The sequence below is a fragment of the Streptomyces sp. NPDC026515 genome, from assembly GCF_055567595.1.
Map to the genome: position 1 here is coordinate 1 of NZ_JBVHQD010000009.1, position 23,435 is coordinate 23,435.

The following is a 23,435-nucleotide window of genomic DNA, read 5'->3' on the forward strand; positions in this document are numbered from 1 at the left end:
GTGCTGGCGAACATCCTGCGCACCGACATGCACGCCCACCGGCCGCTGCCACAGGACAGCGACCTGGCCCGCGCCATCACTGTCCTGGCCCGCGCGCAGCAGGACGCCACCTGGAACCGCCAGCAGATCTCCAACCAGCTCAGGTCTCTGCTGCGCGAGTACTACCCGGCCGCGCTGGTGGCCTTCGAGCCCTGGAAGAACGGCCTCTGCCGCCCGGAGGCCCTTAAGGTCCTCCGGGCGGCTCCGACACCATCCCGCGCCGCTTCCCTGACGCGCACGCAGCTGCAGGCCGCGCTCAAGCGAGCCGGCCGCCAACGCGGCATCGCAACCGAAGCCGACCGGCTTCGCGACGTGTTCCGCGCTGAGTGGGCCCACCAGCCGCCCACGGTCGAAGACGCGCTCGGCCAGCAGATGCTCGCCCTCGTGATCCAGCTTGAAGCCGCCTGCACAGCCACCGACAACCTGGCCAAGGCGGTGGAGGAGACGTTCCCTCAGCACCCGGACGCTGAGATCATCCTCAGTTTCCCCGGCCTCGGCGTCCAGCTCGGCGCCCGGGTGCTGGCCGAGATCGGCGACGACCGCACCCGGTTCGCCGACTCCCGCGGCCTCAAGGCATACGCCGGCTCCTCGCCCATCACCAGGGCCTCCGGCAAGAAGTCGAGCATCACTCGGCGATGGGTGAAGAACGACCGGCTCAACCACGCCGGCTACCTCTGGGCCTTCTCCGCCATCACCGCCTCACCCGGTGCCAAAGCCCACTACCGAAGACGCCGCGACGACCACGGAGACTGGCACGCTGCCGCCCAGAGAAACCTCTTCAACCGCATGCTCGGCCAGCTCTACCACTGCCTCCAGCACCGCAAGCTGTTCGACGAACAAACCGCCTTCCTCGTCGAACTCGCCCCCGCCGCTTGACGAGTTAGAACCCTGAGGTGTCTCACCGGGCAATACACCTAGCCGTCGTACTTGCGGTACGACGCGTCCAGGTCCCGCACCTCCGCGGACGCGTGCAGGACGACCCCGTCCTCCGGTTCGACGTACTTGCGGAGCAGCTCCAGCGCCGCCTGCGTCAGCCGCTCCTTCGTCTCGTCGCTGCGCCCGGCGAGGAGCCCGAAGGTCACGTGCACGATGGCGTGGCCGCCCGCCCGGGGATCCTCGTATCCGAACGCGCAGTACTCGGTGGGCCTGAACAGGGTCTTGCACGCCTCCGGCTTCGCCGCGGCGATCTCGGCGGCCGCTCGTGCAGCTCCCGTGCGAAGCCCTCGAAGCCGAAGGCGTCCTCCACCGGGTGCGAGCAGTCGACGGTGATCTGCGGCATGGGCCCTCCTGGTCAGCGTCGAACCGGCGCCCGGCCTAGTCCGCAAGGCTCAGCGCCAGCAGGGCCACGTCGTCCTCGCGGTCCCGGCCGAAGCAGGCCAGCAGGGTGTCGCAGAGGGCCTCCAGGCCGGGCAGCGCGCCGACGGCGGCGGCGCGGAGCTGTTCCATCGAGACCGAGAGGTCGGTGCCCCGGGTCTCGATCAGGCCGTCGGTGACCATGAGGAGCCGGTCGGTGGGTCCGAGGACCAGCTCGGTGGGCGGCGGGTGCGGCAGCCCCACGCCGAGCAGCGGACCGGACGCCTTGACGTACTCGGCGCTGCCGTCGTCGCCCAGTATCAGCGGCGGGATGTGGCCGGCGTTGGCGATACGGGTGCGTCCGGTGCCGGGGTCGATCAGGGCCAGGCAGACGGTGGCCGTGACCTCGGCGTGGTAGTGCTGGAGGAGCTGGTCGAGCCGCTCGGCGAGCGCGGCCGGGTCGCTCTCCGCGAGACAGTAGGCGCGCAGCGCGTGCCGCAGTTCGACCATGACGGTGGCCGCGTCCAGCGAGTGCCCGACGACGTCCCCCACCGCGGTGAGCACGCCGTCGCCGACCCGCAGCGCGGCGTAGAAGTCGCCGCCGATCTCCGTCTCCTGGGAGGCCGGCTCGTACCGCACCGCTATGTCGACGCCCGGCAGTTCGGGCAGCTGGTGCGGACGGGGCAGGAAGCTGTGCTGGAGGGTGAGCGCGACATGCCGCTCCACCTGGTACATGAGCAGCGGCTCGGCGGCGAGCGCGGTGGCCTGGGCCAGCTGGGCCAGCAGCGCCTCGTTCTCGGGGCTGACCCGGCGCCGGCCGCGGGTGGGGGTGGCCAGACAGACCGGTGTCCTGCCGTCCTGGGTGAGAACCAGGGTCAGCCGGGCGTCGTGCTGCACCCCGGGCCGGAAGAACCCGGTGGGCCACAGCGGCGCCGGCACGGTGGTGATCCGGACCCCGGGCTGTCCCCGGGTGAGCCGCCGCAGCAGCCCGGCCACCTCCCGGTGGGCACCCTCGTCGGGCAGGGCGAGGGAGGTGCGCGCGCGGCTCAGACCGCGGTACAGCTCGCCGTCCCGGTCGAGGACGAAGACGGCGGCGGGGCCACCGAGCAGCCGGGCGGCGCCGTCCGCCGCCGCGTCGGCCAGTTCGTGCAGCGAGCGCGCCGACTGGATGGCGACGATCGTCTCCGACAGCAGCCTGAGCCGCCGCACCAGGGCCTGGTCGTCGGCGCGCAGCCGGGCGGCGCGGACCGCGGCCCGGACCGCGGCCTCGATGTCCTCCGGCTCGGCGGGCACGGTCAGATACGCCTCGGCGCCGGTCTCCAGCCCCTGGCAGCGGTCCGCCGGGACGGCCGACTGGGCCGAGAAGTGCACGACGGGCAGACCGGCCATGTGCGGCCGTTCCCTGAGCCGGCGGCACAGCTCGAAGCCGCTCATGTCCGGCAGGTGCACGTCGATGAGGGCCACGTCGGGCAGCCGGCCCTTGCGCAGCCGTACGTCGACTTCGCTGAGCGCCTCCTGGCCGCGGGCGACCGGGACGACCTCGTGCCCGGCCCGGCGCAGCACGGTGCCCATCGCGTACCGGCTCGCGGCCTCGTCGTCCACGATCAGCACGGTGGTGTCGGCGAGGTTGCCGTTGACGTCCATTTACCAACCCCTGGACAACGCCGGTGGGGCAGCACCCGGTTCTGGGCCTGCCCCACCAACGTAATGCCGATGTCACGCGGTCCGGGAGAACACCGCCACAGTGCGCCCCGGAACGGTGAACGTACCCGCGCTCCGGTCGTACGACGCGGACTTGACGACGGGATCGGCCCCTGCCGCCTGCACCGGGTGCAGCCGGTATCCGGTTCCGGCCAGCGCGCCGACCCGCTGTTCCTGGCGTTCCGGCGTCGCGTTGAACACGACGACCAGATCACCGAGTTCCATCGTGATCACGCCGGGCGTCTCGTCCTTTCCGGACAGCGGGAACGAGAGCTTCGACTGCACCTGTCCAGCCGTGTCCAGCGAGAACACACTGTCGGTCGTACGGATTCTCAGCAGATCACGGTAGGCGGCCGAGGTCTCGTCGATCTCCGCGCAGCCGACCCGCACCGAACCCAGCAGCGTCTTGGCGTACGGCCACTTGGAGGCGTTGTCGGCGGCCATCGGCAGCCCGCGCCCGAAGCCGTTGCCGTCGGAGCAGTTCCAGTGGATGGCGTTGAACCAGTCGCCGCTGTCGAAGGAGTTGCGGTCCAGGGACTTGGAGCGGAGCAGGTCCGTGCCCGCCTGGGAGAGCGACGGGCCCTGCGACAGGGCGGCCGTGGCCATCGCGAGGACCTGCATCCGGGCCCGGGCGGAGGCGCTGGTGCCGGCCGGCAGCTTGTACGTCAGCGCGTCGAACAGCGACTCGTTGTCGTGCGCGTCGACATAGGCGAGGGCGTCACCGGGCGCGTCCGCGTACCCGGCGGGCGAGCCGTTGTAGTCGACCTCGGCGCCGGTGACCTCCTTGCCGTCGGTGTCGGTGAACCGGTACGCGGCCAGGTTGCCGCTCAGGCCGATCTTGATCAGGTCCTGGTAGTGCAGCAGCCGGGCCTTCTGCTCGGCCGCAGTGCCGTTGGCCGTCGACGCGTTGGGGTCGGTGTACAGCCCGGACGCGAAACCCTGGACGCCGGGGTCCTCGTCGAAGGGGCTGCCGCCGCGTACGGCGTCCCGCGCCCGGTCGGAGAAGGTGGCGATGCCGGTGCCGGCCATGTGGGCCTGGGTGGCCTGCACGAAGCGGGCGTCGTCGGCGACCTCGCCGAAGTTCCAGCCCTCGCCGTACAGGATGATCTTCTTGCCGTCGACGCCGTCCTTCGCGAGGGTCAGCGCGTCCAGGGCCTTCCGGACGGCCAGGATGTTGGCCTTCGGGTGGTGGCCCATCAGGTCGAAGCGGAAGCCGTCGACCTTGTACTCCTTGGCCCAGGTGACGATCGAGTCGACCACCAGCTTGCCCATCATGGCGTTCTCGGGAGCGGTGTTGGCGCAGCAGGTGCTGTTCGCGACCGAGCCGTCGGCGAGCAGCCGCTGGTAGTAGCCGGGCACGATCTTGTCGAGGACGGACGTGTCCGCCTGCCCGCTGGCGGCCGTGTGGTTGTAGACGACGTCCATGACGACCCGCAGGCCGTCCTCGTTCAGCGACTTGACCATCTGCCGGAACTGGACCGTGCGGGCGGTGCCGTCGGGGTCGGTGGCGTACGAGCCCTCGGGGACCGTGAAGTGATAGGGGTCGTAACCCCAGTTGTAGGCGTCCTTGGCGGCGGTCGCGGCGACGCACTCCTGCTGCCGGTCGGAGTCGGCGGGGTACGAGGCGAGATCGCAGCCGGGGCTCGCCTGGTCCGCCTTCCTCTCGGGCACGGTGGCGAAGTCGAAGGCCGGGAGGAGATGGACGTACGACGTACCGGACTTCGCGAGTTCACGCAGGTGCTTCGAGCCGTCGCTGCCCTTGTCGGTGAAGGCCAGGTACGTGCCCCGGTCGGCGGCCGGGACCGTGGAGTCCGCCACCGAGTAGTCCCGGACGTGCAGTTCCTGGATCTGGGCGTCCTTCAGGGGCACCGCCTTGGGCTTGGTGTAGCCGGCCCAGCCGCCGGGGGCGAGGGACCGGTCGTCCAGGTCGACGACGAGGCTGCGCTCGGAGTTCGCGGTCAGGGCGACCGAGTAGGGGTCGGTGACCTTGTTGGTCACCACCTTGCGGACGCTGGGAGCCCAGACCTTCACGACGTACCGGTAGGGCTTGTTCTTCCAGGACCCGGGGCCGGTGACGGACCAGACGCCGGTGCTGGCGTCCCGCTTCATGGCAACGGTGGAGCCGTCGATCTCGACTCCCACGCTCTGTGCGGTCGGCGCCCAGACGGAGAGGGTCGGCTTTCCGCGGTGGAAGACCGGGCCGAGACTGGCCGTCGTCGCCTTGGCGTACAGGTCGTCGAGCACCCCGGCGGTCTGGACCCCGGTCGCGGCCAGTACCGCGCCGTTCGCGGTCCGCTGGGAGGCGACGAGCTGTCCGCCGAGCGCCTCGCGCACCCGGCCCCGGTCGCGCGGGTCGACCGACCAGGCGGTGTACTCCTTCAGGTGCGGGAACCTGGCCTTCTGGGCGTCGGTGAGGGTGGTCTTCGTCAGCCGCAGCCACCGCTCGTCGTCGCTCGTCAGCGTCCCGTCCTTGACGGCGATCGAACCGTCGCGGGAGTAGAGGAGCTGCGTGGAGACGGCACCGTCGACACCGTCCCAGGCGACCGTGTCACGGTCGATCCAGACCGCCTTGGAGGTGGTCAGGTCGAGTGCGGCGGCGCTGCCCGCGGGCTGCGGGAGCAGGTACTGCTCCTGGCCGTTCAGCAGCCACGCCTCGTAGCCGTCGGCCTTGAGGTCCAGGGACTGGTCGGCGGGCAGATCCTTCTCGTCGCCGTCGTGCAGGATGTAGCTGAGGCTGGTGGCGCCGTCGGTGAGCGGCACCTCGAAGACGGCGCCGTAGGCGTCGGTCCGCACCGGCTTGAGGGGGCTCGACCAGTCGGTGGGGTTCGCGGCGCCCGTCCAGACGTGCAGGCCCCAGCCGTCGTAGTCCCCGTCGGCACGGTGGTAGTGGATGACCGCCTTGGCGGTGTCCTGGGCGGGGTAGGCGGGCCGTTCGGTCATCACGTCCGCCTTCCCCTGTTCGATCCAGACCTCGCCCGTTTCGGTGACGTCGATGGAGCGGTCGGCGGAGACGTCCTTGTCGCCGTCCTTGTCGACGACGAGGAAGCCCACGTTCGAGGCACCTGGCTTCAGCTTGACGTACGCGAAGGCGCCGTACGCGTCACGGCCGGTGAACGGGTGGCCGGCGGGCCAGGTGGTCGCCTCGCCGTCGGCGATGTCGCCCCAGGCGTACAGGCCCCAGTCGGCGTAGTCGCCGTCGGTGCGCTTGTAGTGGACGATCGCGTAGTTCCGGGAGGAGGCGGTGGGGGTCTCGGGGACCGGCGGGGTGCCGGAGGCGCTCTCGGCCGTGGCGGCGGTGCGGTGGCCCGCCGAGTCGACGACGACCGCCTTGTAGCGCAGCGCGGTGCCGGCCGGCACGTCGGCGGCGAGGGTCTGGGTGACCCGGTAGGGGGCGTGGTCGGCGGAGCCGAGCGTGGTCCACCTGCCGTTGCCGACCTGGGCGGCGAAGACCACCCGGTTGAGCTGACCGCCGGTGACGTTCGCGGTGAGGTCGACGGTGCCGGTGGCGCCGGCGGCCGGGGCGGCGAGGGTGATCTCCGGGCTCGTGGCGGGCCTGGTGAGGGGGCCGGCGACCTTGTAGACGACGGCGGATCCGGCCGGGACGGTGACGGTCAACCGGTCCGCGCCGTCGGAGGTCAGGGTGGAGTCCGTGCCGTAGAGGGCGCGGTAGCGCATGCCGGCGGAGCCGGTGGTGAAGGTCGCCGTCTTCGCCGCCTCGGCGTTGTTGAAGGCGACGACGTACTCCTGGCCGGTCCTCGCGTCCGTCCGGGTGAACGCGTAGACGCCGGCGCCGTCGGCCGCGTAGCGCTCTGTCTGCACCCCGTCGGCGAGGGCCGGGTTGGCCGCGCGCAGCTTGGAAAGAGCGCTGATCTGCCGGTAGAGCGGCGCACTGGTGTCATAGGCGTCGCTCGCGGCGGTCCGGTCGGTGCCGATCTCGTCGTCGTCGAGATAGTCGGCGACCTTCGACGCGAACATCGTCTGCCGGGCGTCCTTGTCCCCGCCCGAGCCGGTGAAGCCCTGCTCGTCGCCGTAGTAGACGACCGGGTTGCCCCGGCTGAGGAACATCACCTCGTTGGCGAGCCGGTCCTTGGCCAGCAGCTGGGCGTCCGTGGCCTTCGGGTTGTCCTGCTCCAGGAAGTACCCGATCCGCCCCATGTCGTGGTTGCCCAGGAAGGTGACCTGCTCGTACGCGTTGGCCTTGTCGGTCGTGTACTTGTAGTCGTCGCCGAAGACCGAGGCCAGCTTCTGCGCGCTGCCGCCCTGGGAGGCGTAGGCGCGGGCCGCGTCCTGGAAGGGGAAGTCCAGGGTCGCGTCCAGCCGCCCCTGGGTGACGTACGGGGAGGTGACCGAGGTGTCGGCGGAGTAGGTCTCGCCGAACATGAAGAAGTTCTTACGCCCCTGCCGCGCCGCGTAGGTGTCGAGCGCGGTCGCCCACTGCGTCCAGAACTCCATGTCGACGTTCTTCACGGTGTCGATCCGGAAGCCGTCGATGTCGTAGTCCCGCACCCACCGCTGGTAGATCTTCTCCATGCCGCTGACGACCTCGGGACGCTCGGTCCACAGGTCGTCGAGGCCGGAGAAGTCGCCGTCGGTGGCGGACTCGCCGGCGAACGTGGAGTCGCCCCGGTTGTGGTACATCGTCGGGTCGTTGAGCCAGGAGGGCACCTTCGACCGGCTGGTCACGGTGGGCGTGCGCGGGAAGGAGGCGTCAAAGACGGCGGGGAACCCCTTGCCGCCGGCCGCGTAGTCGGCGTCGTCGAAGGGGCGGCCGTCCTTGGTCAGGTAGGGGAAGGCGCCCTTGGAGAGGTAGTCGTAGGACTTCTCCTCGTAGTCGACGACGTCGGCGGTGTGGTTGGTGATGACGTCGAAGAAGACCTTCATCCCCTTGGCGTGCGCCTTGGAGATCAGGGTCTCCAGATCCTTGTTGGTCCCGAAGTGCGGGTCGACCTGGGTGAAGTCGGTGATCCAGTAGCCGTGGTAGCCAGCCGAGGCGTTGCTGCCCGTGCCCTGCACCGGCTTGTTCTTGAAGATCGGGGCCATCCAGAGGGCGGTGGTGCCGAGCCCCTTGATGTAGTCGAGCCGCTTGGTCAGGCCCCTGAGGTCACCGCCCTGGTAGAAGCCCTTGTCGGTGGGGTCGTAGCCGGTGGAGAGACGGGAGCCGGTGAGGCCGCCCTTGTCGTTGCCGGTGTCACCGTTGGCGAAACGGTCCGGCATGACGAAGTAGAACTGCTCACGGGTGTCGTCGTGCCGGGCGGGCTCGGCCGCGAGCTTCGCGTCGGAGGGCGGTGCGGGCGGTGCGGCGGCATGTGCGGCGAGGGGCTGCACGAGCGCGGCGGCGAGGGCGGCGACGGCGACGGCCGCGACCCGTCTGACATGTATCACCGGTGTGAACTCCTAGCGATTGCGGCTCTGTTGGGTCCGACCCCGCGCGACCGTACCGCCGCCGAAAGGCTTACAGCAAGAGCCTTGCAATTCACAGAAAGGACTTTCAACCACTGTATTGACGTGCTCTTCTCAACTGCCGCACTCTGACGGGTTGTCGAGGCCCGCTCCCTGCTTCTGGAGTCGCTCCGGAGCCGCACATGACCACCGGACACCGACCCCCGGGCACCCTCCGCCGCACGGCGGGCGCGCTCACCGCGGGCGCCCTCGCCCTGGCCGGCCTGATCGCCCTCCCGGCCGCGCCCCAGGCGGACACCACGGCCAAGGGCGATGTGATCGCCAGCCTGTGGGAGGGGAAGTGGAACTCGATCGCGCCCGGATGCACCGACGTCCTAGGCCCAACCACGACACCGAACGCAACGGCCTGCACATGAGCTACCAGGACGGCGACAGCCACAAGCTCGCCACCCTCTTCGAGCCGGCCTACAAGTGGTCGACGCCGACCGTCTACGCCGGCCGGCAGTGGACGCAGAGCGACCAGGCGCCGCCGAACTCGGCCGGGTGCGCCACCGACACCGGCTGCTCCAACGGCTCGGACTGCCCGGACCGGGACACGGCCGTCGTCGGCATGGTCGCCCGGCACAACGCGACCGGCGGCGCGGCCGTCTCCGGCTGGCAGACCAAGTCGTCCTCGGTCATCGGCTTCGGCCGCAGCGGCGCCGGTTTCTTCGCCGTCAACAACGGTTCGATCGCGGTGGCCTGTACCTTCTCGACCGGCATGGCCGACGGCATGTACTCCGACGTGGTCGACGGCGGCGCCACCTACGTCGTCGGCTCCATCGAGGCACTGGGCGGCTGGGACACCTCGAAGGCGGTCCGGCTGCCGTCCTGCGGCCACCCGGCCTGGTCGGGCGCGGTGAACGTCCCGCTCAACACGTCCTTCACCTAACAAATACCTGGCGAAGGGCGCCTCCGGGAACGTCACGCGGGAATCGAACACCAATAGAACGGCGACCACGACGACCTCGGCGCTCTCGCTGAACAGCTCCTGGAACCCGGCGAGCGGCCCGGCCACCGACGTCACCTTCCACGAGGACGCCACCACCGACTGGGGCACCGACGTCTACGTCGCCGGCTCGGTCGCGTCCCTCGGCTCCTGGAACACCGCCGACGCCGTTCCCCTGTCGTCGGAGTCGTACCCGACCTGGAGCAGGCTGGTGATCGTCCCGAAGAACACGGCCTTCACCTGCAAGTACGTCAAGAAGGACGGCTCCGGGAACGTGACGTGGGAGCCGGGCACCAGCCGCTCCCACACCACGGACGGCTCCTCCGGTTACACGACGAGCGACAGCTGGAAGCAGCGAAGGCGCCGGTGCCCCACCCGTCTCCGGCGGGTGGGGCACCGGGGGAAGCGACACGTGGGAGATTTTCCGTGCTCCGGTGAACAAATCGGCCGTATCGCGCATCGAACCTGGTGTAGGTCACCAGAGGACGGCGCGCGACGAGGGTGGAGACACCGTCGCCGAGGGCGCCGCGGAGCACGAGTGGAGCACTGTCACCGTGAACGATCACCGGAACATCACCGACCAGGCCCGCACCGCCGAGCACCGCACTTACCGCAGGCTCGGGCGCACGGTGCTCGCCGTGGCCGCCGTCACCGGCCTGGGGCTCGCCTGGGCGGGCACCGCGGAGGCGGCGAGCCCGAGCACCGCGAATCCGGTGCCGACCTGCTCCGCGGGCGCGCTCAAGGCCACCTTCGGCCGGCAGCTCGCCGGCGGCATGAACCACGAGGGTGTCGTCATCAGACTGCGCAACCTCAGCGGCAGGACCTGCGTCCTGCGTGGCTACCCCGGTCTCGGTCTGGAGAACTCCGCGCACCACGGGCTCACCACCCACACGCACTGGGGCAGCACCTGGTACGCCAAGGACCCCGGCAAGAAGACCCTGGTACTGAAGGACGGGGAGAGCGCCGAGGCCGTCGCGGCCTGGACGCACGCCAACACCGGCACCTCGGACGCGGTGCACGCCTCCTACCTGGAGATCACCCCGCCCGCCGCCACCCAGCACAAGACGGGCGCCTTCCCGCAGTGGGTCGACCACGCCGACCTCTCAATCACCGCCCTGGCCAAGCACATCGACATCACCCCGTGACCACGCGGCCGACGACGCCGCGGGCGGACAGGTCCGCCCGCGGCAGGAACCGGCGGAGCCGGAAGGATCAGCAGGTGGACTTCCCGGCGTAGACCGCGAGGGCCGTGTTGCTGCCGAGGGTCGCGGTGAACTGTCCGGAGCCGTTCACCGTCACGCTCGTGTTGTTCTGCACGTTGCAGTAGGTGCCCGCCGGCAGGGACGTCTGGTAGGTCCGGGTGAGGGACCCCGTCTCGTGGTTGATCGCCACGTATCCCTTCGCGCCCCGTCCGAAGGCGATCGCGTCGGCCCCGTCGTCCCACCAGTTCGTCACCGCCTGGCCGCGCACCGCGTTGCGGAAGGCGACCATGCGGATGATCTCCGGCCAGGCGTGCTGGCATTTCCAGCCGTCCTGCCAGCAGGCGTTGACCGTCCCGCCGTTCGGCGGCCCCGCGTCGGCGTCGGACCACTCGTAACCGGAGTTGATGTCCGGGGCGCCGTAGGGGTAGGCGAGCATGAAGACGTTGGCCAGGGTGTAGTTGGCGCCGTCCTTGTAGTTGAGGGTCGACCCGTTGCGCTCGGTGTCGTGGTTGTCGACGAAGACCCCGGCGACCGAGCTGCTCATGTACCCCCAGCCCTCGCCGTAGTTCTTGAGGTAGGCGAGGTTCTCGTCGTTGAAGACACGCTTGAGGTCGTAGGCGTAGCGGAACTCCTGGACGTCCCCGTTGCCTGTGTACTCGGTGGGCTGGACGGCCTCGCCGGCACCGTAGATGACCTCCTGCTTCCAGTAGGCCGACGGGTTGGTGAGCCGGGACTTGATGTTGGCGAGGTCCTCGGCCTGGATGTGCTTGGCCGCGTCGATGCGGAAGCCGTCGACGCCGAGGCTCAGCAGGTCGTTCAGGTAGCCGGCGATGGTCTTGCGGACGTACTCCTCGCCGGTGTCCAGGTCGGCGAGGCCGACGAGCTCGCAGTGCTGGACGTTCCACCGGTCGGAGTAGTTGGAGACGGGCGAGGTGCAGTCGTCGAAGTCGTAGGAGGAGTACAGGCCGGGGTAGTCGTACTTCGTGTACGACGAGCCGCCGGTACCGGTGCCGCTGCCCGCCGACATGTGGTTGACGACCGAGTCGACGACCACCTTCACACCGGCCGAGTGGCAGGTGTTCACCATGTTCTGGAAGGCCGTGCGGTCGCCGAGCCGGCCCGCGATCTTGTACGACACCGGCTGGTAGGAGGTCCACCACTGGGAGCCCTGTATGTGCTCGGCGGGCGGGGAGACCTGGACGTATCCGTAGCCGGCGGGGCCCAGGGTGGCGGTGCACTCCTTGGCGACCGAGGCGTACCTCCACTCGAAGAGGACGGCGGTGACGTCCTTGGTGCCGGGCGGGGAGGCGGAGGCGACGGACGGGGTCATGACAACGCTACAGGCGGCGAGCGCCAGCGCGGCGGAGAGGGTCTTGGATGCCATGTGGGGGTTCCTTCGACATTGAAGGCGCCATGGAAGGCTCTTGCTGAAAGGTTGCTGAAACCTTGCGGTTGCGCAGATGTTAAGGGCCCGCTCCCCGGATGGGTAGCGGGCCCTCAGAAGTTGCCGCAATAAATTACTGCGTGATGGTCCGTCAGGCGGTGCTCCACCACACGGTGGTGTCGGCCGGCAGCTTCGCCTCGCCGTCCGCCTCGGTCACCTCACCGCTGGCCAGGAGCATCCGGCCGTACGCCGGAGTGGTCACCGACTCCCCGCCGGTGTTCGCGACGCACACGAACTCCCCGCGCCGGAAGGCGAGTACACCGTCCGCGGCGCGCAGCCACTCCACCGCCTCGCCCGCACCCAGGTCGGACTGGGCACGACGCACGCGCAGCGCGGACCGGTACAGCTCCAGGGTGGAGCCCGCCACCCCGGTCTGCGCCTCGATGCTCAGCTCCCCCCAGCTCGCGGGCTGCGGAAGCCAGCTGCCCCCGTCGCCGAAGCCGTACGACGAGCCCTCCCGCGTCCAGGGGATCGGCACCCGGCAGCCGTCCCGGAAGCCGTCCTGCCCGGCGCCACGGAAGTACGCGGGGTCCTGGCGGACCTCGTCGGGCAGGTCGACGACGTCCGGGAGGCCCAGCTCCTCGCCCTGGTAGACGTACGCGGACCCGGGCAGCGCGAGCATGAGGAGGCTGGCCGCCCGTGCTCTGCGCAGCCCGAGCTCCCGGTCACCGGCGGTGCGGATCTGGGTGCCGAGGCCGGGCGGGTTGGCGAAGCGGGTGGCGTGCCGGGTGACGTCGTGGTTGGACAGCACCCAGGTGGCGGGGGCGCCGACCGGGCGCATCGCCTCCAGGGTGCGGTCGATGACCGCGCGCAGCTCCTTCGCGTCCCAGGCGGTGCTCAGGTACTGGAAGTTGAAGGCCTGGTGCAGTTCGTCCGGGCGGACGTAGTTGGCGGTGCGCTCCACGGTCGGGGTCCAGGCCTCGGCCACGAAGATGCGCTCGCCCGCGTACTCGTCGAGGACGTGCCGCCACTGCCGGTAGATCTCGTGCACGCCGTCCTGGTCGAAGAACGGCATGACATCGTTGCCCAGCAGCTTCAGCTGGTCCGCGCCGCCGAGGTCGGGCAGACCCGCCGCCTTCACCAGGCCGTGCGCCACGTCGATCCGGAAACCGTCCACGCCCATGTCCAGCCAGAAGCGCAGGATGGAGCGGAACTCGTCGCCGACGGCCGGGTGCTCCCAGTTGAAGTCGGGCTGCTCCGGCGCGAAGAGGTGCAGGTACCACTCGCCGTCCGGCACCCGCGTCCAGGCCGGGCCGCCGAAGATGGACTCCCAGTCGTTGGGCGGCAGTTCGCCGTTCGCGCCCTTGCCCGGGCGGAAGTGGTACCGGTCCCGCAGCGGCGAGCCGGGGCCTTCCGCCAGTGCCCGCTTGAACCACTCGTGCTGGTCGGAGGAGTGGTTCGGGACCAGGTCGACGATGATCCGCAGGCCCAGCTCATGGGCGTCCCGGATCAGCGCGTCCGCGTCGAGCAGGTTGCCGAACATCGGGTCCACGGCCCGGTAGTCGGCGACGTCGTAGCCGGCGTCGGCCTGCGGGGAGGCGTAGAACGGGCTGAGCCACACGGCGTCGATGCCGAGGTCGCGCAGGTACGGGAGTCTGGAACGTACGCCCTCCAGGTCGCCCATACCGTCGCCGTTGCTGTCGGCGAAGCTGCGCGGATAGACCTGGTAGATCACCGCGTCCCGCCACCAGTCGCGGCGACGGGCGACGGTGGTCGTGGCGGTGGCCGGTGCGGCGGATTGCTGCTGGCTCATGGCGTCCTTGATGCGTAACGGAGTCATCGGTCAGAGGTAGGTGAGGGATGGGGCGGCCGCGGTCGCAGCGGGGTCGGATGGTGACCGCGGCCGCCACCCCGCGCCCGAAGGGGCGCTGGGGTCCCCCCGGCCGAAGGCTGGGGGAGGAACTGCGCGACCAGCCACGGTGAGGCCGCGGACGGACGACGGCCCTCACGGCTGCACCGGGCGGTCAGCCCTTCGTGCCGCCGGCGGTGAGCCCGGTCACCAGGTTCTTCTGCACGAGGTAGAAGAACACGGCCACCGGTATCGCGATCAGCACGGCCGTCGCGGTCATCAGGTTGCGCTGCGCGTCGTGCTCGCTGATGAAGCTCTGCAGCCCCACCGCGAAGGTGTACTTGTCGTCGCTGAGCATGAACGTGGACGCGAACGCCACCTCGCCGAAGGCGGTGAGGAAGTTGTAGAACGCGGCGACCGCGAGGCCCGGCTTGGCCAGGGGCAGGATCAGCCGGAAGAAGGTGCCGAACGGCGAGAGCCCGTCGACCCGGCCGGCCTCGTCGATCTCGAAGGGGATCGTGTCGAAGTAGCCCTTGAGCAGCCAGGCCGTGTAGGGGACGACGGTGGTGCAGTAGACCAGGATCAGCCCGAGGTAGCTGTCGATGAGGCCGAGCCGCGACAGGATCTGGTACATCGGCACGATCAGGACGGCGATCGGGAACATCTGGGTGACCAGCAGCAGCCACATGAACTTCCGGTACCCCGGGAACCGCATCCGGGAGACGGCGTAGCCGGTGGTGGAGGCGAGGATCAGCCCGATGACCGTGGTACCGCCGACGACGATCATCGTCGTCCTGAACCAGTCCCAGAAGCCGGTGTGCTGGAGGACGAAGGAGTAGTTGTCCAGCGTCATCTTGTGCCAGATGCCACTCGGATGGAGGTAGTCGTCCTTGTCCGGGCCGAGGGACAGGAAGATCAGCCAGCCGACCGGGAAGAACGCGATCAGGCTCGCGACGCCCAGGATGCCGTGGGTGACGGCGGTGCCGAGCGGGCCGCGCTCGCCCCGGCCGCGGACACGGCGGGTACTGCTGGTCACAGGGGCCTCCTCGGCGACCTGGGCGGAGGTCTCGACAGTGGTCGTACTCATGGGAACTCCTGCCTCAGATCGCGAGCTGCTGGTCGTTGCGGTTGAGCCAGCGGCGGTAGAAGGAGGTGAAGACGATCAGGACGGCCAGCAGCAGCATGCCGTAGGCGGCGGACTGGGCGAAGTCACGCGGCTGCTGCCCGAAACCGAGGTAGTAGGCCCAGGTGACCAGGATCTGCGCGTCGGGGGCCGTGTTTCCGAACAGCAGGAAGATGACGGCGAACTGGTTGAACGTCCAGATGATGCCGAGGAGGACCACCGTGGAGCTGACGGACCGCAGACCAGGAAGGGTGACGTGGCGGAAGCGCTGCCAGGCGGTCGCGCCGTCCATCTCGGCGGCCTCGTAGAGCGTGCCGTCGATGGCCTGGAGGCCGCCGAGCAGCGAGAGCATCATGAACGGCACACCGCACCAGGTGTTGACGAGGATGGCGGCCGTCCGCTGCCAGAAGGTGTCCTCCAGCCAGTCGGGTTGCGGCAGATGGAGGAAGTGCAGGGTCGCGTTGATGATGCCGCCGTCGGCGAGCATGAACCGCCAGCCGAACACGGTGACGAAGGTGGGCACCGCCCAGGGCAGCACCAGGACCATGCGGTAGAAGGTGCGGCCGCGGAACTTCTCGTTGAGCAGCAGGGCGAGGCCCAGGCCGATGGTGTAGTGCAGGGTGACGCAGAGCGCGGTCCAGACGATCGTCCAGACGAAGTGCGACCAGAAGCGGTCGTAGGACGTCGGGCCGAACAGGATGTCCTTGTAGTTGTCCAGGCCGATGAACTTGTAGGTGGCGTCGATGTGGTTGACGCCGATGGTGCGGGCGGTGTTCAGGCTGTTGGCGTCCGTCAGCGTCAGGTAGAAGCCGTACACCAGCGGATAGATGACGAGCGCCCCGAGCACGACCGCCACGGGGGCGATCATCGCGTAGGCGTACCAGTACTTCTGGTAGTTGCTGCGGATCCGCTGGCCCAGCCCTGGGCGGGGCACGCGGTCGCCGTGGCGCTTGCCGGTCGCGCGGTCGATGGCGACTGTCATGGTTCGACACCTTCTGGGTTTTCCGGGATCGGGCTGGGCACAGGCCGGTGGCCGCCGGACCCTCTCCCGGCGTTCCGGGGGGATCCGACGGCCACGCGTGGCTTACTTGCTGAAGTCGGGGACGAGCTTCTCGACCCCGAGTTCGGCGGTGCTCAGGCCCTTGTCGAGCGACTCCTTGCCGCCGGCGATCTTGGTCAGCTCGGTGCCGACCGGACCCCACAGGGAGGAGTACTCGGCGAGCGCCGGACGCGGCTGCGCGGAGGACAGGACGGCCTGGTAGCCGGCGATGCCCGGGTCGGCCTTGACCTCGGCCGTGTAGGCGTCGGAGCGGGTCGGCAGGGTGGAGTTCTTCAGCGCGATCTGCGTCTGGGTCTTGGCCGAGGTCATGAAGGCGACGAGCTTCTCGGCCGCCTCCTGGTGGGCCTTGTCGATGCCGGCGTAGATGGAGAGGTTGTGGCCGCCGGTCGGGGCGCCCGCCTTGCCGGTGGAGCCGGCCGGGACGGTGGCGATGCCGAGGTTGGACTTGTCGCTGAACGCGGAGCCCTTGTAGAAGTTGGTGATCTCCCAGGGGCCCTCGATGGTCATGGCGACCTTGCCGTTGACGAAGGCGTCCTGGCGGTGGGCGTAGGCGTCGGCGGTGGTGTCCGCCTTCTGCAGGCCCTTGCCGGAGTACAGGTCCAGCCAGGTCTGGTAGCCCTTCTTGGCCGCCGCCGAGGTGAGGGTGATCTTCTTGGCGGAGGCGTCGACCATGTCGGTGCCCTCGCCGTAGAGGAAGGGCTGCGTGTAGTACGCGGCCTCGGGACCCCAGTAGCCGGTGACCTTGGCCTTGTCCTGGATCTTGGCCGCGTCGGTCCGCACCTCGTCCCAGGTCTTGGGGGCCTCGGCGATGCCGGCCTTCTTCAGCAGGGCCTTGTTGTAGACGAGCGCGAGGGTGTCGGTGACCAGCGGGACGCCGTAGGTCTTGCCCTCGTACTGGGCCTGGGTCATCAGGCTGGACTGGAACTTGTCCTTGTCCGCGAGCGCGCTGGTGCCGTCGAGCGGCAGGAAGTAGCCGGCCTTGGCGAAGGCGGGGGTCCAGCCGACCTCGGAGCGCAGCACGTCGGGGGCGCCCTTGCCGGACTGGGCAGCCGTGTCGAACTTGTTCTGCGCCTGGTCGAACTGGACGTCGACGTAGTTGACCTTGATGTCCTTGTTCGCGGCTTCGAACTCCTTGACCAAGGCCTTGTACGTCGGTGCCTCATTGGTGGCGTTGGAGGTGTCCCACCAGGTGATGGTGACCGGGCCGTCCGACTTGCTCCCGCTGTCGCTCCCGCCGCACGCCGTCGCCGTGAGGGCGAGGGACGCCACCAGCGCGGAGGCCGCTATGCCACGCCGCATGAGTTCTCCTTGAGGGTGAAAAGCCCGAGTGATGCGAGGGCGGCCCCGTCCGCCGTCCTCGCTGTCGTGCCGACAGCGCCTTTGCGGCGGCCGGGCGTCAGGGAACGTAACAGCGATGTAAGCGCGACGAAAGACCTTGCAGCAAAAAAGTGCAAGAGATCTCCGAAGTTATCCGCACGTGACCTGTCGGCGACCACCGTGAGACGCTTGCTTGCTGCTTGTTTACGGCGGTAGAGCGGTACGGCCGTCACTTGTGCAAGACTCTGCAAGCTCTTGCCATCACGTTTCACGAGGGAGTGCGATGACGCAGCAGCCCGGAACGGGCCGCCCCCCAGGCCGCATCAGGCGCCCGGTCGGTGTGCAAGGGGACATACGGCCGGTACAGTCCAGTGCCGTGACCACACGGCTTGCCGACATCGCAGCGCAGGCGGGGGTGAGCGAGGCGACCGTCAGCCGGGTGCTCAACGGTAAGCCGGGCGTCGCCGCCACCACCCGCCAGTCCGTGCTCGCCGCGCTGGACGTGCTCGGCTACGAGCGGCCGGTACGGCTGCGGCAGCGCAGCGAGGGACTGGTGGGGCTGATCACCCCCGAGCTGGAGAACCCGATATTCCCGGCACTGGCCCAGGTCATCGGCCAGGCGCTGACCCGGCAGGGCTACACCCCGGTGCTCGCCACCCAGACCCCCGGCGGGTCCACCGAGGACGAGCTGACCGAGATGCTGGTGGACCGCGGGGTCGCGGGCATCATCTACGTCTCCGGCCTGCACGCGGACACGACCGCCGACATGCAGCGCTATGAACGGCTGCGGGCGCAGGGTGTGCCGTACGTGCTGGTGGACGGCTTCTCGCCCAAGGTGCAGGCGCCGTTCATCTCCCCCGACGACCGGGCGGCGATGACCCTGGCCGTCACCCACCTCGCCTCCCTCGGCCACACCCGCATCGGCCTCGCCCTCGGTCCGAAGCGCTTCGTCCCCGTACAGCGCAAGATCGAGGGCTTCGTACGGGCCGTACAGGACCAGTTGGGGCTGCCGGCCGAGACGATCGAGACCGAGCTGATCCAGCACTCCCTCTACACCCTGGAGGGCGGTCAGGCGGCGACAACGGCGCTCATCGACCGCGACTGCACGGCGATCGTCTGCGCCAGCGACATGATGGCCCTCGGCGCGATACGGGCGGCCCGGCAGCGGGGTCTGGACGTCCCCAAGGACATCTCGGTGGTCGGTTTCGACGACTCCCCGCTGATCGCCTTCACCGACCCGCCGCTCACCACGATCCGCAAGCCGGTCCCGGCGATGGGCCAGGCCGCGGTCCGCACACTGCTGGAGGAGATCGGCGGGACGCCGGCTCCGCACAGCGAGTTCGTTTTCATGCCGGAATTGGTGGTACGCGGTTCTACGGCGTCGGCACCGGGAGACCGGGAGCGCGCCAGCCGCCCCTGACGGACATGCGTGGTGAACCCAGCCTTGGGATGATCTGTCGAAGACGTCTTTTCTGGCAGACTCTGTGCCTATGAGTGACTCGACCGTGACAGAGCCGGAAGGTCGCGCACCACAGACCCTTCCGCGGACCGTCACGGGCGAGGGAGAACAGGGGTTCCTCCGCCGGCTGCGCACGCCGGGCCGGCCCCGGCTGTGGTTCGAGATCCTGCTGATCGCGGTGAGTTACTGGACCTACTCGCTCATCCGTAACGCGGTCCCGGAACAGAAGGCGCAGGCGCTGCACAACGCGGACCGGATCTGGGGGGTCGAGCACCACCTGGGGGTCGCCGTCGAGGAGTCGGTCAACCATGCCGTGAACTCGGTGACTTGGCTGATCGTCGGGATGAACTACTACTACGCGACGCTGCACTTCCTGGTGACGCTGGGTGTACTGGTGTGGCTCTACCGCCGCCATCCCGGCCGCTACGCGGCGGCCCGTCTCGCCCTCTTCGCCACGACCGGCGTGGCCCTCCTCGGCTACTACCTGTTCCCGCTCGCCCCGCCTCGGCTGATGTACGGCGGCGGCTTCGTCGACACGGTGACGCTCCACCACACCTGGGGTTCGATGGCCTCCGGCGACCTCAAGCACATGTCCAACCAGTACGCGGCGATGCCGTCCATGCACATCGGCTGGTCCCTGTGGTGCGGACTGACGATCTTCGCGCTGGCGTCGGTGCCGTGGGCACGGGTGCTGGGGCTGCTGTACCCGACGGCGACCCTGCTGGTCATCGTCGCCACGGCCAACCACTTCTGGCTGGACGCGGTGGGCGGCATGCTGTGCCTGGCGTTCGGCCTGACCCTGGCCCGCCTGTGGTACGGCAGACCGCCCCACGCCCTGCCGAAACGGACGTAGCCCCGCCGCGGCCACCAGCCTCCTCCACCCGCTGGTCTCCCGCGTCCGCCGGTCCTTCGTCGCCGCCGCGCGGGCGCTCGGCGGCGACGGCGCTCGACCGTGACGGTGGGATCCGGCACCCCCGGGACACCGCGCGCCGGAGGCCTGGGCCCGCTCCTACCGGGCCGCGTTCACCGCCCACCCGAAGGCGATCCCGCTCCTGATGACCTCGCCGGTGCGGGCCCCCAGGGTCCTGGAGCAGTACGAGCGTGCGGTAACGGTGCCGCTGGACGCGGGCTTCGCCGCCGCGGACGTCATGCCGCTGCTGATCGCCCTGGGGAACCTGGTGCTGGGGACGGCGCTGGAGCCGGCGGCGCCAGGAGACGATGTGGGAGCTGACCGCGCGGACCCCGGCCCCGCGGCTGGCCGAGGCGCCGGCGGCGGACCGCCCCGCCGGCCGGGCCTTCGGGGTGGGCCCGACGGGCCTGATGAACCGCGCACGGTCGATGCTCGGCGCCCCGTGAGGGGCGCTCGTGGTACCGCCGGCCGAAGGCTGGGGGAGGAACTGCGCGACCAGCCCCCACCCGCCTGCACCGAAGGCGCGACCTGGCCCCCGGTCAGGACTCCTACGCCCCGTAGAAGAGCTCCTCCACCACCGTCCGGGCCCGCCGCGCGGTCCGCCGGTACGCATCCAGCATGTCCCCCGCGTGCCCCTCCCCGTACCCCAGGTACCGGCCCACCGCGGCCAGCTCCCGGCTCCCGGAGGGAAACGTGTCGCCGGCCCGCCCCCGCACCAGCATCACCGCGTTCCGCACCCGCGTGGCCAGCACCCACGCCTCGTCCAGGATCGCTGCCTCCTCGGGCCCGAGCAGCCCCGCCGCGCACGCCGCGGCCAGCGCCTCACGGGTCCGGGTGGTCCGCAGACCCGGCTCGGCCCAGCCGTGCCGCAGCTGGAGCAGCTGCACGGTCCACTCGACGTCGGAGAGCCCGCCCGGCCCGAGCTTGGTGTGCAGCTTGGGGTCGGTCCCGCGCGGCACCCGCTCGGACTCCATCCGGGCCTTCAGCCGCCGGATCTCGCGTGCCGCGTCCTCGCCGAGCCCCTCCGCCGGATACCGCAGCGGATCGATCAGCTCGATGAACCGGCTGCCCAACTCCTCGTCGCCGGCGACCGTTTCGGCCCGCAGCAGGGCCTGCGACTCCCATACCAACGACCACCGGCGGTAGTAGGCCTCATAGGACTTGAGCGTGCGCACCAGCGGCCCGGACTTGCCCTCCGGCCGCAGGTCGGCGTCGATCAGCAACGGCGGGTCTGCGCTCGGGATCTGGAGCAGCCGGCGCATCTCGGAGACGACCTTGTTCGCCGCGTCGGCGGCCTCCCGGTCGGCCACGCCGTCCCGCGGTTCGTGCACGAACAGCACGTCCGCGTCGGAGCCGTATCCCAGCTCGTGCCCGCCGAACCGGCCCATCCCGATGACCGTGAACCGGGTCGGCAGGGTGTCGCCCCAGCCCTCGCGGACCACCGCCCGCAGGGTTCCGGCCAGGGTCGCCGCCGTCAGGTCGGAGACCGCGCCGCCGACCCGGTCCACCAGGGCGCCCTGGTCGGCCTCGGCGGGGTTGGTCTCGGTGCCGTAGGAGTCGACGATGTCGGCCGCCGCCGTACGGAACAGCTCACGGCGGCGCACGCCCCGCGCGGCCCGCACGCCGTCCGTGGCGTTGTCGGCGCGGCCGACGGCGGCCAGGGTCTCCCTTTCCAGCTGGCCGCGCGGGCGGGGTTCGAGGCCGCCGCCCGGGCCGCCGCCCTCGCGGGCACCAGCGTCGCCGTCGCCGAGCAGGGCGACCGCCTCCGGGGCGCGCATCAGCAGGTCGGGGGCGAGCCGGCCGGCCGACAGCACCCGGGCGAGGTTCTCCGCGGCGGCGCCCTCGTCCCGCAACAGCCGCAGGTACCAGGGGGTCTTGCCGAGGGCGTCGGAGACCTTGCGGAAGTTCAGCAGACCCGCGTCCGGATCGGCGGAGTCGGCGAACCAGCCGAGCAGGACGGGCAGCAGGGTGCGCTGGATGGCGGCCTTGCGGGTGACGCCCGAGGCGAGGGCCTCCAGATGGCGCAGGGCGGCCGCCGGGTCGGCGTAGCCGAGCGCCTCCAGGCGTTCCCGGGCCGCCTTCGGGCTCAGCCTCGCCTCGCCCGGGCCGAGCTGGGCGACCGCGTCGAGCAGCGGGCGGTAGAAGAGCTTCTCGTGCAGACGCCGTACGACACCGGTGTGCCGCTTCCACTCGCGGGTCAGCTCGGCCACCGGGTCGGTGCGCAGGCCGAGCGAGCGCCCGAGGCGGCGCAGGTCGGCCTGGTCCTCGGGGACCAGATGGGTGCGGCGCAGCCGGTAGAGCTGGATGCGGTGCTCCATCGAGCGCAGGAACCGGTAGGCGTCGTCGAGCTGGGTGGCGTCGGCGCGGCCCACGTAGCCGCCCGCGGCCAGGGCCTTCAGGGCGACGAGGGTGGTGCCGGAGCGGACCGTGGCGTCGGCCCTCCCGTGCACCAACTGGAGGAGCTGGACCGCGAATTCGACGTCGCGCAGGCCGCCGGGGCCGAGCTTCAGCTCGCGGTCGACCTCGGCGAGGGGGATGTTCTCCACCACCCGGCGGCGCATCTGCTGCACGTCGGCGACGAAGTTCTCGCGCTCGGCGGCCTTCCAGACCATCGGTTCCAGGGCGTCGAGGTACTCCTGGCCCAGGTCGGGGTCGCCGGCGACCGGACGGGCCTTGAGCAGTGCCTGGAACTCCCAGGTCTTGGCCCAGCGCTGGTAGTAGGCGAGGTGGCTGCTCAGCGTGCGCACGAGGGGGCCGTTGCGGCCCTCGGGCCGGAGGTTGGCGTCGACCGGCCAGATCGAGCCCTCCACCGTGGTCTCGGAGCAGATCCGCATCATGTGCGAGGCGAGTTTGGTGGCGGAGCGCAGGGCCTTGGCCTCGTCCGCGCCGGCGGCCGCCTCGCCGACGAAGATGACGTCGACGTCGGAGACGTAGTTCAGCTCGTGGCCGCCGCACTTGCCCATGGCGATCACCGCGAGCCGGCAGGCGGCGGCGTCCTCGGGCGCGGCGCGCTCGGCGAGGGCGAGGGCGGCGCGCAGGGTGGCGGTGGCGAGGTCGGCGAGCTCGGCGGCGGTCTCGGCGACGTCGGTGGTGCCGCACACGTCCCGGGCGGCGATGGACAGCAGGCAGCGCTTGTACGCGACCCGCAGGCCGACCGGGTCGCCGGCCTCGGCCAGGCCGCGCTCGAACTCCGCGACGCCGGGGTGCAGGTCGCGGGGCTCGTAGGTGACCAGGGCCTCCCAGTCCCGCGGGTGCCGGGCCAGGTGGTCGGCGAGGGCGGCGGAGGCGCCCAGGACGCCCAGCAGGCGGTCCCGCAGCGGCTTGGCCGCTATCAGGGTGTCGAGCAGCCCCTGGTGGGCGGTGGGGCCGGGCTGGGCCTCCAGCAGCCGTACCAGGCCGTGCAGGGCCAGATCCGGGTCGGCGGTGGCACCGAGTGCCTCCAGGAGGACCGGGTCGTCGCGTACGGCCGCCAGTTCGGGGCTGTCCAGCAGGCGCTCGGCCGCCGAGGCATCGGTGAAGCCGTGCCGCAGCAGTCGCGTGAAGGTGCTGCTCCTGCGCCCCGGCGTCATCCGCGGCCTCCCCAGGGATCGAGAACCGGATCAAGGTCGTCCACGCCAGAGCCTAACCGCAGACCCGCTCACGGGCGCCGATGAGTTCGCGGCGCGATCGTGGTCTGTACCCGGTGTGCACCGGCACGAGACGGAAGGAGT

The 23,435-nt window shown here is 70.4% G+C and carries 14 protein-coding genes and 3 pseudogenes; 8 read left to right on the top strand and 9 right to left on the bottom strand.

Going from position 1 to position 23,435, the window contains the following annotated elements:
* The coding region (locus tag ACZ4O3_RS19845; RefSeq protein WP_467723272.1) for a transposase at positions 1 to 915 on the top strand (915 nt) is incomplete at its 5' end.
* 38 nt (positions 916 to 953) lie between these two features.
* Here ACZ4O3_RS19845 and ACZ4O3_RS19850 read toward each other — a convergent pair.
* From ACZ4O3_RS19850 to pulA, 3 genes and pseudogenes are all read right to left on the bottom strand, one after another.
* Positions 954 to 1,318, bottom strand: a pseudogene (locus ACZ4O3_RS19850) (5-carboxymethyl-2-hydroxymuconate Delta-isomerase).
* A 35-nt stretch (positions 1,319 to 1,353) separates the two neighbouring features.
* Positions 1,354 to 2,976, bottom strand: a complete 1,623-nt coding sequence (locus tag ACZ4O3_RS19855) for a SpoIIE family protein phosphatase (RefSeq protein ID WP_467723274.1) — start codon at positions 2,974 to 2,976, stop codon at positions 1,354 to 1,356.
* Positions 2,977 to 3,048: 72 nt separating this feature from the next.
* Positions 3,049 to 8,415 carry a pullulanase-type alpha-1,6-glucosidase gene (gene pulA / locus ACZ4O3_RS19860; protein ID WP_467723276.1) on the bottom strand — a complete coding sequence of 1,789 codons (5,367 nt, stop codon included), beginning with the start codon at positions 8,413 to 8,415 and terminating at the stop codon, positions 3,049 to 3,051.
* Between the two features lie 200 nt (positions 8,416 to 8,615).
* Between pulA and ACZ4O3_RS19865 the strand changes: the two genes are divergently transcribed.
* From ACZ4O3_RS19865 to ACZ4O3_RS19880, 4 genes and pseudogenes are all read left to right on the top strand, one after another.
* Positions 8,616 to 8,849: a hypothetical protein gene (locus ACZ4O3_RS19865; RefSeq protein ID WP_467723278.1), complete on the top strand. Its 234-nt coding sequence runs from the start codon at positions 8,616 to 8,618 to the stop codon at positions 8,847 to 8,849.
* Positions 8,846 to 9,364, top strand: a complete 519-nt coding sequence (locus ACZ4O3_RS19870; protein WP_467723280.1) for a carbohydrate-binding module family 20 domain-containing protein — start codon at positions 8,846 to 8,848, stop codon at positions 9,362 to 9,364. The genes ACZ4O3_RS19865 and ACZ4O3_RS19870 overlap by 4 nt, the downstream gene beginning before the upstream one ends.
* 88 nt (positions 9,365 to 9,452) lie before the next feature.
* A pseudogene (locus ACZ4O3_RS19875) lies at positions 9,453 to 9,695 on the top strand (carbohydrate-binding module family 20 domain-containing protein); the annotation flags it as partial.
* A 280-nt stretch (positions 9,696 to 9,975) separates the two neighbouring features.
* Positions 9,976 to 10,566 carry a DUF4232 domain-containing protein gene (locus ACZ4O3_RS19880; protein WP_467723282.1) on the top strand — a complete coding sequence of 197 codons (591 nt, stop codon included), beginning with the start codon at positions 9,976 to 9,978 and terminating at the stop codon, positions 10,564 to 10,566.
* Positions 10,567 to 10,633: 67 nt separating this feature from the next.
* On the opposite strand, the gene ACZ4O3_RS19885 is transcribed toward ACZ4O3_RS19880, so the two are convergent.
* The 5 genes from ACZ4O3_RS19885 to ACZ4O3_RS19905 all read right to left on the bottom strand — a co-directional run bounded on the left by ACZ4O3_RS19885 (position 10,634) and on the right by ACZ4O3_RS19905 (position 17,338).
* On the bottom strand, positions 10,634 to 12,007 hold the full coding sequence (locus ACZ4O3_RS19885; protein ID WP_467723284.1) for an alpha-amylase: 1,374 nt from the start codon (positions 12,005 to 12,007) through the stop codon (positions 10,634 to 10,636).
* A gap of 151 nt (positions 12,008 to 12,158) precedes the next feature.
* Positions 12,159 to 13,820 (bottom strand): glycoside hydrolase family 13 protein, encoded by a 1,662-nt coding sequence (locus tag ACZ4O3_RS19890; RefSeq protein WP_362718501.1) that lies wholly within the window; start codon positions 13,818 to 13,820, stop codon positions 12,159 to 12,161.
* 211 nt (positions 13,821 to 14,031) lie between these two features.
* On the bottom strand, positions 14,032 to 14,943 hold the full coding sequence (locus ACZ4O3_RS19895; protein WP_362718498.1) for a sugar ABC transporter permease: 912 nt from the start codon (positions 14,941 to 14,943) through the stop codon (positions 14,032 to 14,034).
* Positions 14,944 to 14,956: 13 nt separating this feature from the next.
* Positions 14,957 to 15,961 carry a carbohydrate ABC transporter permease gene (locus tag ACZ4O3_RS19900; protein ID WP_467723286.1) on the bottom strand — a complete coding sequence of 335 codons (1,005 nt, stop codon included), beginning with the start codon at positions 15,959 to 15,961 and terminating at the stop codon, positions 14,957 to 14,959.
* Between the two features lie 102 nt (positions 15,962 to 16,063).
* A complete protein-coding gene (locus ACZ4O3_RS19905) occupies positions 16,064 to 17,338 on the bottom strand; it encodes an extracellular solute-binding protein (protein WP_362718491.1) in 1,275 nt (424 codons plus the stop codon).
* Between the two features lie 394 nt (positions 17,339 to 17,732).
* Between ACZ4O3_RS19905 and ACZ4O3_RS19910 the strand changes: the two genes are divergently transcribed.
* The 3 genes and pseudogenes from ACZ4O3_RS19910 to ACZ4O3_RS19920 form a co-directional block, all read left to right on the top strand.
* Entirely contained in the window at positions 17,733 to 18,776 is a 1,044-nt protein-coding gene (locus ACZ4O3_RS19910; protein WP_362718488.1) for a LacI family DNA-binding transcriptional regulator, read from the top strand.
* A 70-nt stretch (positions 18,777 to 18,846) separates the two neighbouring features.
* Entirely contained in the window at positions 18,847 to 19,668 is an 822-nt protein-coding gene (locus ACZ4O3_RS19915) for a phosphatase PAP2 family protein (protein WP_467723288.1), read from the top strand.
* 109 nt (positions 19,669 to 19,777) lie between these two features.
* Positions 19,778 to 20,171 (top strand): annotated as a pseudogene (locus tag ACZ4O3_RS19920) (TetR/AcrR family transcriptional regulator C-terminal domain-containing protein); the annotation flags it as partial.
* A 102-nt stretch (positions 20,172 to 20,273) separates the two neighbouring features.
* On the opposite strand, the gene ACZ4O3_RS19925 reads toward ACZ4O3_RS19920, so the two are convergent.
* The gene (locus ACZ4O3_RS19925; protein ID WP_467723290.1) at positions 20,274 to 23,294 is read right to left on the bottom strand and encodes a bifunctional [glutamine synthetase] adenylyltransferase/[glutamine synthetase]-adenylyl-L-tyrosine phosphorylase; all 3,021 of its coding nucleotides are present in this window, start codon (positions 23,292 to 23,294) and stop codon (positions 20,274 to 20,276) included.
* Positions 23,295 to 23,435: the final 141 nt, after the last annotated feature.

Bases quoted from the DNA above. Each gene is read 5' to 3' on its own strand.
- ACZ4O3_RS19890 (WP_362718501.1), bottom strand. From the start codon at position 13,820: ATGAGCCAGCAGCAATCCGCCGCACCGGCCACCGCCACGACCACCGTC.
- ACZ4O3_RS19900 (WP_467723286.1), bottom strand. From the start codon at position 15,961: ATGACAGTCGCCATCGACCGCGCGACCGGCAAGCGCCACGGCGACCGC.
- ACZ4O3_RS19870 (WP_467723280.1), top strand. From the start codon at position 8,846: ATGAGCTACCAGGACGGCGACAGCCACAAGCTCGCCACCCTCTTCGAG.
- ACZ4O3_RS19925 (WP_467723290.1), bottom strand. From the start codon at position 23,294: ATGACGCCGGGGCGCAGGAGCAGCACCTTCACGCGACTGCTGCGGCAC.
- ACZ4O3_RS19915 (WP_467723288.1), top strand. From the start codon at position 18,847: ATGAGTGACTCGACCGTGACAGAGCCGGAAGGTCGCGCACCACAGACC.
- ACZ4O3_RS19865 (WP_467723278.1), top strand. From the start codon at position 8,616: ATGACCACCGGACACCGACCCCCGGGCACCCTCCGCCGCACGGCGGGC.
- ACZ4O3_RS19895 (WP_362718498.1), bottom strand. From the start codon at position 14,943: ATGAGTACGACCACTGTCGAGACCTCCGCCCAGGTCGCCGAGGAGGCC.
- ACZ4O3_RS19885 (WP_467723284.1), bottom strand. From the start codon at position 12,007: ATGGCATCCAAGACCCTCTCCGCCGCGCTGGCGCTCGCCGCCTGTAGC.
- ACZ4O3_RS19905 (WP_362718491.1), bottom strand. From the start codon at position 17,338: ATGCGGCGTGGCATAGCGGCCTCCGCGCTGGTGGCGTCCCTCGCCCTC.
- ACZ4O3_RS19855 (WP_467723274.1), bottom strand. From the start codon at position 2,976: ATGGACGTCAACGGCAACCTCGCCGACACCACCGTGCTGATCGTGGAC.